The following is a 6,753-nucleotide window of genomic DNA, read 5'->3' on the forward strand; positions in this document are numbered from 1 at the left end:
TTCCAACAGATGCTTGGCCACCGACACCTCGGCACTGAGGAGCAGCTCAAAATCTTCGCCCCCATAAAGCGCCCACTCCCAGGCTTGGGCCGGAAAAGCCTGCCGCAAAGCTTTTGAAATCGGGATCCGCTCCACGGCAATCCTTGCCTCCACCCCACTGGCCTGACACACCTGCACCAGGGCATCTGCCAAACCGTCGCTGGTATCCATACCGGCAATGCGCAAGGGATCCGGGATCCCTTCCAAGAGGGGCAACAGATCCAGTCGCGGGCGTGGGTATTGGTGAGCCCTGATCAACTGCTCGCGCTCGGCCGCCGTAGCTGAGGATCCCTGTTCAGGATGGAGAAGCAGCTCCAAGCCTGCCCGCGCATCTCCGTGGGGCCCTGTTACCACCAGCCAATCGCCGGGTTGAGCCCGTCTGCGCTGAATGGCCCGCCCCGGCTGCACCGATCCCAGGGCCGTGATTGCCACAAATCGATGCGGCGACCGACACAGATCCCCTCCCACCAGTTGGCATTCCCAGCGGGCGCAACAGGCTTGCATCCCTTGATAAAGCTCCTCCACCCAAGCGACCGGCGTGGATCCCGGCAAGCCCAAACCCACCACCAACGCCTGCGGACGGGATCCCATCGCGGCCAGATCCGATAGATTGGCGGCCACCGCGCGCCAGCCCACCGCATGGGCCGGGGTCGTCAGATCGCTGAAGTGAACTCCCTCCACCAACACATCGGTTGTCACCACCAACTGCCCCTCCGGAGCAGCTAACACCGCCGCATCGTCTCCCACCACCTGGGCCGGACAGTAGCGCTGCACGATCTGCAGCAGCCCCGCCTCCCCAATTGCCGAGATGGGTAGGGGGGAAGGATCGCCGTTTTGTGGAGAAGCACTGTCAGGAAGACCGGAGAACAAAACAGCCCTCTGAGGGTAGCGAGGATAGCAAAGCTGAAAAAGCTGATGGATGATGGGTTCTTGTTGGATATTTCCAAGGATCCCGCCTGCACGCCACAGGCAAGCTGGAGAATTCTACCCCGCCGTCCGCTGTCCAATCAGGGCATAGAAGGGATCCCCGCCTCCGCCTGCCCAAAAGCCCAGCCAACCCATAGGGGCAGGCCGCTGGATCACTTTCACCACCTCAAACCCCGGCACTGACTCAAAATAGCGCCTGACCAACTCCACCCGCCCCGCCTCGGAGTTGTCCCGCCAAGCCTGGATCGCCTTCTGGAAAAACATGCGATTGGAGAAGCTGACGATGAACAGGCCCTGGGGCTTTAGAATGCGATACACCTCTGCAAACACCTGCTCTGGCTGCTGCAGATACTGCACCGAAACCGTATTCAGCACCGCATCGAAGGAGTGATCGGGGAAGGGCAGACTTGGGTTTTGGTTCAAGTTTTGGATGAAGAAGTGATCCAGCCGGGGGTTGGCCGCCAGTTCCTCAGGGTTCATCCCATGCCCCTCCACATGGGCAAACTCCATCTCAGGTGGCAAATGGGAGACCCAACTGCTCATCAGATCGAGAATGCGGGTCTGGGGCCGCAAATGCTCGCGGTATAGATCGGTGAGCTGGCCGATGAAGCCAGAATCCACATGAGTCACGAAGCGAGGATAGCTGTAAAAGAGGGCATCGTCGCTGGGATCCAACTTGGAGCGCTGCCAATCCTTGAGCACCACCATGGCCGAATGATTTCAAAGCTTAATCAAAGCTAACATTTTGGAACCTTCAGAAAAGGGGCAGGCGTGATAGCTTAGCAGAGCAACGGTGGCAATTTCGCGAGGGACTCCTTGCCATGATGTCTGCATCTCACCCCTCGGCAGCGAGCCGTTCTTCTGCTGAGTCCGGCCTTGGCCTGCGGGAGTACGTAACCGAACTGCAGCTCCACATGGCCCTGCAGGCTCGCAGCCTTACCCCCTCTCTCAGCGTCTCCCCGGCTCAGGACAGCCCCCTGGCTCTGGTGCAGCAGGCACAGGCGGCTATGGAGAAGTCCGCTTCCCGCCGATGGCTTTGAGGGGCACAGCCTGGGCAGAGAGGCTCAGGCCAAACTTTTGCGCAACACCCCCTGCACCAGCAGAACCGACACTACGACAAACCCCGTCAAGAGGCCCAGGGATCCCGCCAGGGTGAGATCGCCCCAGGGAGCCTGCAGCACCACATCGGCCCAGCTCCAGCTATCGCTGCGGTAGACATGGCGAATGGGCTCGATGGCAAAGGTGAGGGGGTTGAGGCTGGCCACCCAACGCAGCCAGGTGGGCATAAAGCTCAGGGGAGCCAAGGCCGTGCTGGAAAAGATCAGGGGCAAGTTCACCAAAAAGATGAAAGCCAGCAATTGCTGGTGCCCCGGCATGGCAAAGGCCAAGCCCAAGCTCAGCGCCGTAAAGCCCAAGACCAACAGGCCCACGATCAGGGCCACCACCGCCAAGCCTGGCCCGTCGGGGATCCCGGCCCCAAGGGCGTAATCTGCCCCCACAATCACCGCCGTCTGCAGCAGCGCCAAGCTGACGATGAACAGGCTAGAGGCGAGAACAATGGAAAAACGAGAGGTGAGGGGAGCCACCAACAGCCGGTTCAAAAAGCCAAATTCTCGGTCGAAAATCACCGGCACTCCGGCATTCAAGGCTCCACCAAAAGCCGTAAACACAATGACTCCCGCCCCCAAAAACTGGGTGTAGTTTTGTCCGGCCCCGAAAATGCCGGCAGGAGCATTCTGAAACAAGGCTCCAAATAGAATCAGCCAGAGCAACGGCTGGATAATGCCGGCCAGCAAGGTTGTGGGGCGACGCTGCAGTTGGATAAACAAGCGGCGGGTGAGGGCGAAGGTCTCCTGCCAAAAGTCAGCCGTCAAAAGGGGGATCGGGTTAGATTGAACCGGGGAAGAGGCAGAGGTCATACCCAAGCTCCTGTAGAGTTGTGATCAATGAATGTGTGATGAATGAATGCAGTATCTAATCCATCAACCAATACAACCAATTAAATATCTCGATATGCCTTTGTACAGGGATCAATGGGGCTCGATCATGAGGGGATGAAGTTACTTTTTCTTTTTGCCCAGATTGGCCTCGGCAGCGGCCAGCTCCGCGTCCATCAGGGTTTGCCCGGTTGCCGCCAAATACACATCATCCAAGCTGGGACGAGATTGGGTGCTGCTGAACACCTCCAGCCCATGAGCTTGCAAGTGAGCGCGGATCTGGCTGAGGGGATCCTCTCCATTCCGCTGCACCACCAGGTTCAGGGCGTTGCCCTGGGCGCTGTTGATCACCACCTTCTGGACAAAGGGCAGGGATCCCAGCAGTTGGGCACCCCGTTGGGCCAGTTCCGCCGGGGCAAATTCCTGCAGCTTGACGGTGATGCGCTCGCCGCCGACGCGGGTTTTCAGCTCCTCGGGGGTTCCCTCGGCAATCACCTTGCCCCGGTCGATGATGGCCACCCGATCCGCCAGCAGGTCGATCTCCTCCAGGTAGTGGCTGCTGAGCACCACTGTGATCCCTGTGTTCTTGAGTTGGCGCAAAAAATCCCAGATGGCCAGCCGACTGGGAATGTCCAGGCCCACCGTGGGCTCGTCCAAGACCAGCACCTGGGGTTGATGGAGCAGTCCTGCCGCCAGATCCAAGCGTTTGCGCAGCCCGCCGGAGTAGGTACCGATGAGTTGGTCGGCGCGGTCGGTCAGCCCCAGCAGTTCCAGGACGGCAACGATTCGCTCTTGAGCCAAGGGGCGAGGCAGGTGGTGGAGATCGGCCTGCAACTGCAACAATTCTCGCCCGGTCAGCACCTTATCCAAAGCCACCTCTTGGGCGACAAACCCCAGTTTTTCTCGTACCGCTTTGGGGTTTTCGCTGGCCGGGATCCCGTACACCTCTATCCGGCCTGAGTCGGGACGGAGCAAGGTGCAGAGGCAATGCAAAGTGGTGGTCTTGCCCGCTCCATTGGGGCCGAGAATGCCGTAGATCTGGCCGGGTTCCACCTGAAAGGAGACATCCGCCACGGCCACTGTGGATCCGTAGCGCTTCTGAAGTTGCTGTACCAAGACTGCGGGAGTACTTGACATGGGCATTCACATTTCGCTCCCTCTAGGCTATCAAGCCTCTACAGAAGATGAGGGGTGGCGATCGCCCCCATTTCTTGCCCCTTGCCGCCAACCCCCTAGGGATGGTGGGAGCTGAACCGAGGCTCACGGTATAGTGGTTCAGGCGAATCCGGTGGGGGATCCCTGCCCATCCTTCAACCTAGTCCGGTTGGGTCGAACCCTCGCCAAGGTGTTTGTTGTGGATCTGTGGAGAGGAGATGAATGCTGAAGCCAAAGCATGCCTGCCGGCCCCTGCTGCCGACTTGTGGGGGCTCGGATTCCCCTATCGAAAAAGGATGCTCTGTTGTAGCTTATACAGCCTTGGCCATTTTAGCGCTTGGCTTGGTCGGTTGCGGCGAGGGAACAACTCCCCTGGGCCCACTGGAAAATGTCTTTCTGCGGGCAGATGATTTTGAAATTACAGGGGGATCCCCGGCAGCGGGCGCAGTGGGGCCTTACCTACAGTTCAACATGCGGCGGCAACGGGATAACCAAATCCTAAATCGCCCCCTCAATGTCTATGTGGACAATGCCGGGCTGGCAGAGAGGCGGAATCCCCCTCTGGATAACCAAAACCGCCCCATCCTCTTACAGCGCTCGGTGGCCTTTTTGGGCAATGGCCTGGATCTGAACAGAGATGGCCAGCCGGATCTGCCCCCCAAAGAACCCCCCAGCTTCACCAGTGGCCCGCTGCTGCCCTACGCCCCGCCCAATCAGTGGCAAAGTCGGGCTGCCCTTGCCTATGTTCCCGGACAAGCCAATATCCCCGGACGGGGCCCCAGCGACCGCTTTGGCATCTATTTTTCTTCCATCCTGCCCTACACCGGGCAGCTTCGCTTCCGCGCCCGCGACGAGCTGGGCAATGCCTTTGCCCGCACCTTTGAGGTCACCTATCCGGCAGCAGCCAGCCGTGCCACGGTCACCGTCACCTTGGCCAACCTCACCGCCACTGCCCAAGAGCCGGTTCTCATTGCCATTTGTAACCAGTTGGGAGCTGCTGCCGTGGTGGGCCTGCGGAGTGGCACGTTCACCGAGCTGGTGGATCTCCTGCCGGCCCCAGGGCTGCCGGTGGATCCCACCTTGAGCGAGCCCATCCGCTATGTGGCCGAGGCTTATCAATTGAACCGCGATCGAGCCGTCATCCGCGTTTCCCAGAATCCCACGGATCCCAGCCGCATGAGCGTTCCTCTACTGGGATCCGAAGGGGCAACCGGTCGGGCAGATCTGACGCTGGTGAACTCCGCAGGGGATCGGCTGACTTGCTTCAACGATCGGCTTTCGGATCTGCGGGATACGTTTTCTGACTTTTTCAGATAGCGATTGATCGCAGTTCTCCACAGAGCCAGTTGGCCGTGAGCTGGCGCCTATGCCTCGGTTTTCTCAGATCGTCTCAAAGTCTGCCGGAGAAGCCCGCAGAAGAAGCTCGAAAAATCTGTTCATAGTGAGCCTTTTTGAACTCTACTTCGCTGCTTCCTTCCGCTGGAACATTCTGTTGCCTTACTGGCAAAATCCGGCCCTAACTTGGGGCTGCCCCCTTTTCCTGTCGGATTGGAGTGCGATATGCTGGTTTTCCACCTCTAAAAGCGTGATTTATTCCAAACTGTTTTGACTCCTATGAATCCCCATCGCTCTCAGGTCTCGGTTCCTATCCTGCAGGAAAACTGGCACTTTCAAGAGCGGGATGCTTGCGGGGTCGGCTTTTTGGTGGATCAGCAGGGGAGAGCCAGCCACGACCTCTTGCAGAAAACCCTTCAGGCTCTCACCTGTATGGAGCATCGGGGTGGCTGTGGCGGCGACGGCCAGAGCGGCGATGGGGCGGGCATTGCGACGGCGATCCCCTGGTCGCTGTTGCAAGCAGAAATGGAAGAAATTCGAGCTTTGGATCCCACTCACAGCGCGGTGGGGATGGTCTTTTTGCCTCAGGATCCTGCTGAGTGTCAGGCGGTGCAGCAGGTGATCGATGAGTACTTGACCACCACCGACTGGCAGCGGGTGGTTTGGCGGCAGGTACCGGTCAATCCCAATTGCCTGGGGCCGATGGCGCGGCAGACCATGCCCTCCATTTGGCAGATGCTCCTCACCCATCCCACGCTAGAAGGAGACGAGCTAGAGCAGCAGCTCTATCTGTTGCGGCGGCGCATTCGGCGGCGGGTAGAGGCTCGGTTTGGCTTTTATGCTCTGTATTTTGCCTCTTTGTCCTGCCGGGTTGTCGTTTACAAAGGCATGGTGCAATCGTCGGTTCTGGGCCGGTTTTATCGAGATCTGCAAAACCCCCTCTACACCACTGCCTACGCCACTTACCATCGCCGCTTCAGCACCAACACCCTGCCGCGTTGGTCCCTGGCTCAGCCTTTTCGCTACCTTTGCCACAACGGCGAGATCAACACCTACCTGGGCAATGTCAACTGGATGGCCGCCCGCGAACAAACCCTTTCCCATCCCCGCTGGGGTACAGCGGTCGAGGATCTGAAGCCGATTATTGACCCGGGCACCAGCGACTCGGCGGGCCTGGACGCCGTGTTTGAGCTGTTGATTCAGTCGGGCTACTCCACTCAGCAGGCGATGATGGTGCTGATCCCGGAAGCCTATCGCAACCAGCCAGAACTGCAGAATCACCCGGAAGTGGTGGATTTCTACGAGTTCTTCGGCGGCCTGCAGGAGCCCTGGGATGGCCCGGCGATGGTGGTTTTCTGCG

7 protein-coding genes are annotated in these 6,753 nt (G+C 59.3%); 3 read left to right on the forward strand and 4 right to left on the reverse strand.

Annotation, left to right across the window (positions count from 1 at the left end; translation table 11 throughout):
- Both thiL and NW856_RS03645 read right to left on the reverse strand, forming a co-directional pair.
- On the reverse strand, positions 1-909 hold a 909-nt coding region (gene thiL, locus NW856_RS03640; protein WP_414399137.1), incomplete at its 3' end, for a thiamine-phosphate kinase.
- 114 nt (positions 910-1,023) lie between these two features.
- Complete coding sequence (locus NW856_RS03645; protein WP_414399139.1) at positions 1,024-1,674, reverse strand: class I SAM-dependent methyltransferase; 651 nt, start codon at positions 1,672-1,674, stop codon at positions 1,024-1,026.
- Between the two features lie 113 nt (positions 1,675-1,787).
- Here NW856_RS03645 and NW856_RS03650 point away from each other — a divergent pair, with 113 nt between their 5' ends.
- Positions 1,788-2,006 (forward strand): hypothetical protein, encoded by a 219-nt coding sequence (locus NW856_RS03650; RefSeq protein ID WP_414399141.1) that lies wholly within the window; start codon positions 1,788-1,790, stop codon positions 2,004-2,006.
- Positions 2,007-2,030: 24 nt separating this feature from the next.
- Here the strand turns inward: NW856_RS03650 and NW856_RS03655 are convergent, their stop codons facing one another.
- Together NW856_RS03655 and NW856_RS03660 are read right to left on the reverse strand one after the other, a co-directional pair.
- Entirely contained in the window at positions 2,031-2,885 is an 855-nt protein-coding gene (locus tag NW856_RS03655; protein ID WP_414399143.1) for an ABC transporter permease, read from the reverse strand.
- A 141-nt stretch (positions 2,886-3,026) separates the two neighbouring features.
- Positions 3,027-4,046, reverse strand: a complete 1,020-nt coding sequence (locus NW856_RS03660; protein WP_414399144.1) for an ATP-binding cassette domain-containing protein — start codon at positions 4,044-4,046, stop codon at positions 3,027-3,029.
- A gap of 234 nt (positions 4,047-4,280) precedes the next feature.
- Between NW856_RS03660 and NW856_RS03665 the strand changes: the two genes are divergently transcribed.
- Complete coding sequence (locus NW856_RS03665) at positions 4,281-5,375, forward strand: hypothetical protein (RefSeq protein ID WP_414399145.1); 1,095 nt, start codon at positions 4,281-4,283, stop codon at positions 5,373-5,375.
- Between the two features lie 297 nt (positions 5,376-5,672).
- Positions 5,673-6,753, forward strand: a 1,081-nt coding sequence (locus NW856_RS03670) for a class II glutamine amidotransferase (protein WP_414399146.1), incomplete at its 3' end; no start/stop codon positions are given.

Source organism: Synechococcus sp. R3-13 (genome assembly GCF_047462195.1).
In the GTDB taxonomy this organism is placed as follows: domain Bacteria; phylum Cyanobacteriota; class Cyanobacteriia; order Thermostichales; family Thermostichaceae; genus Thermostichus.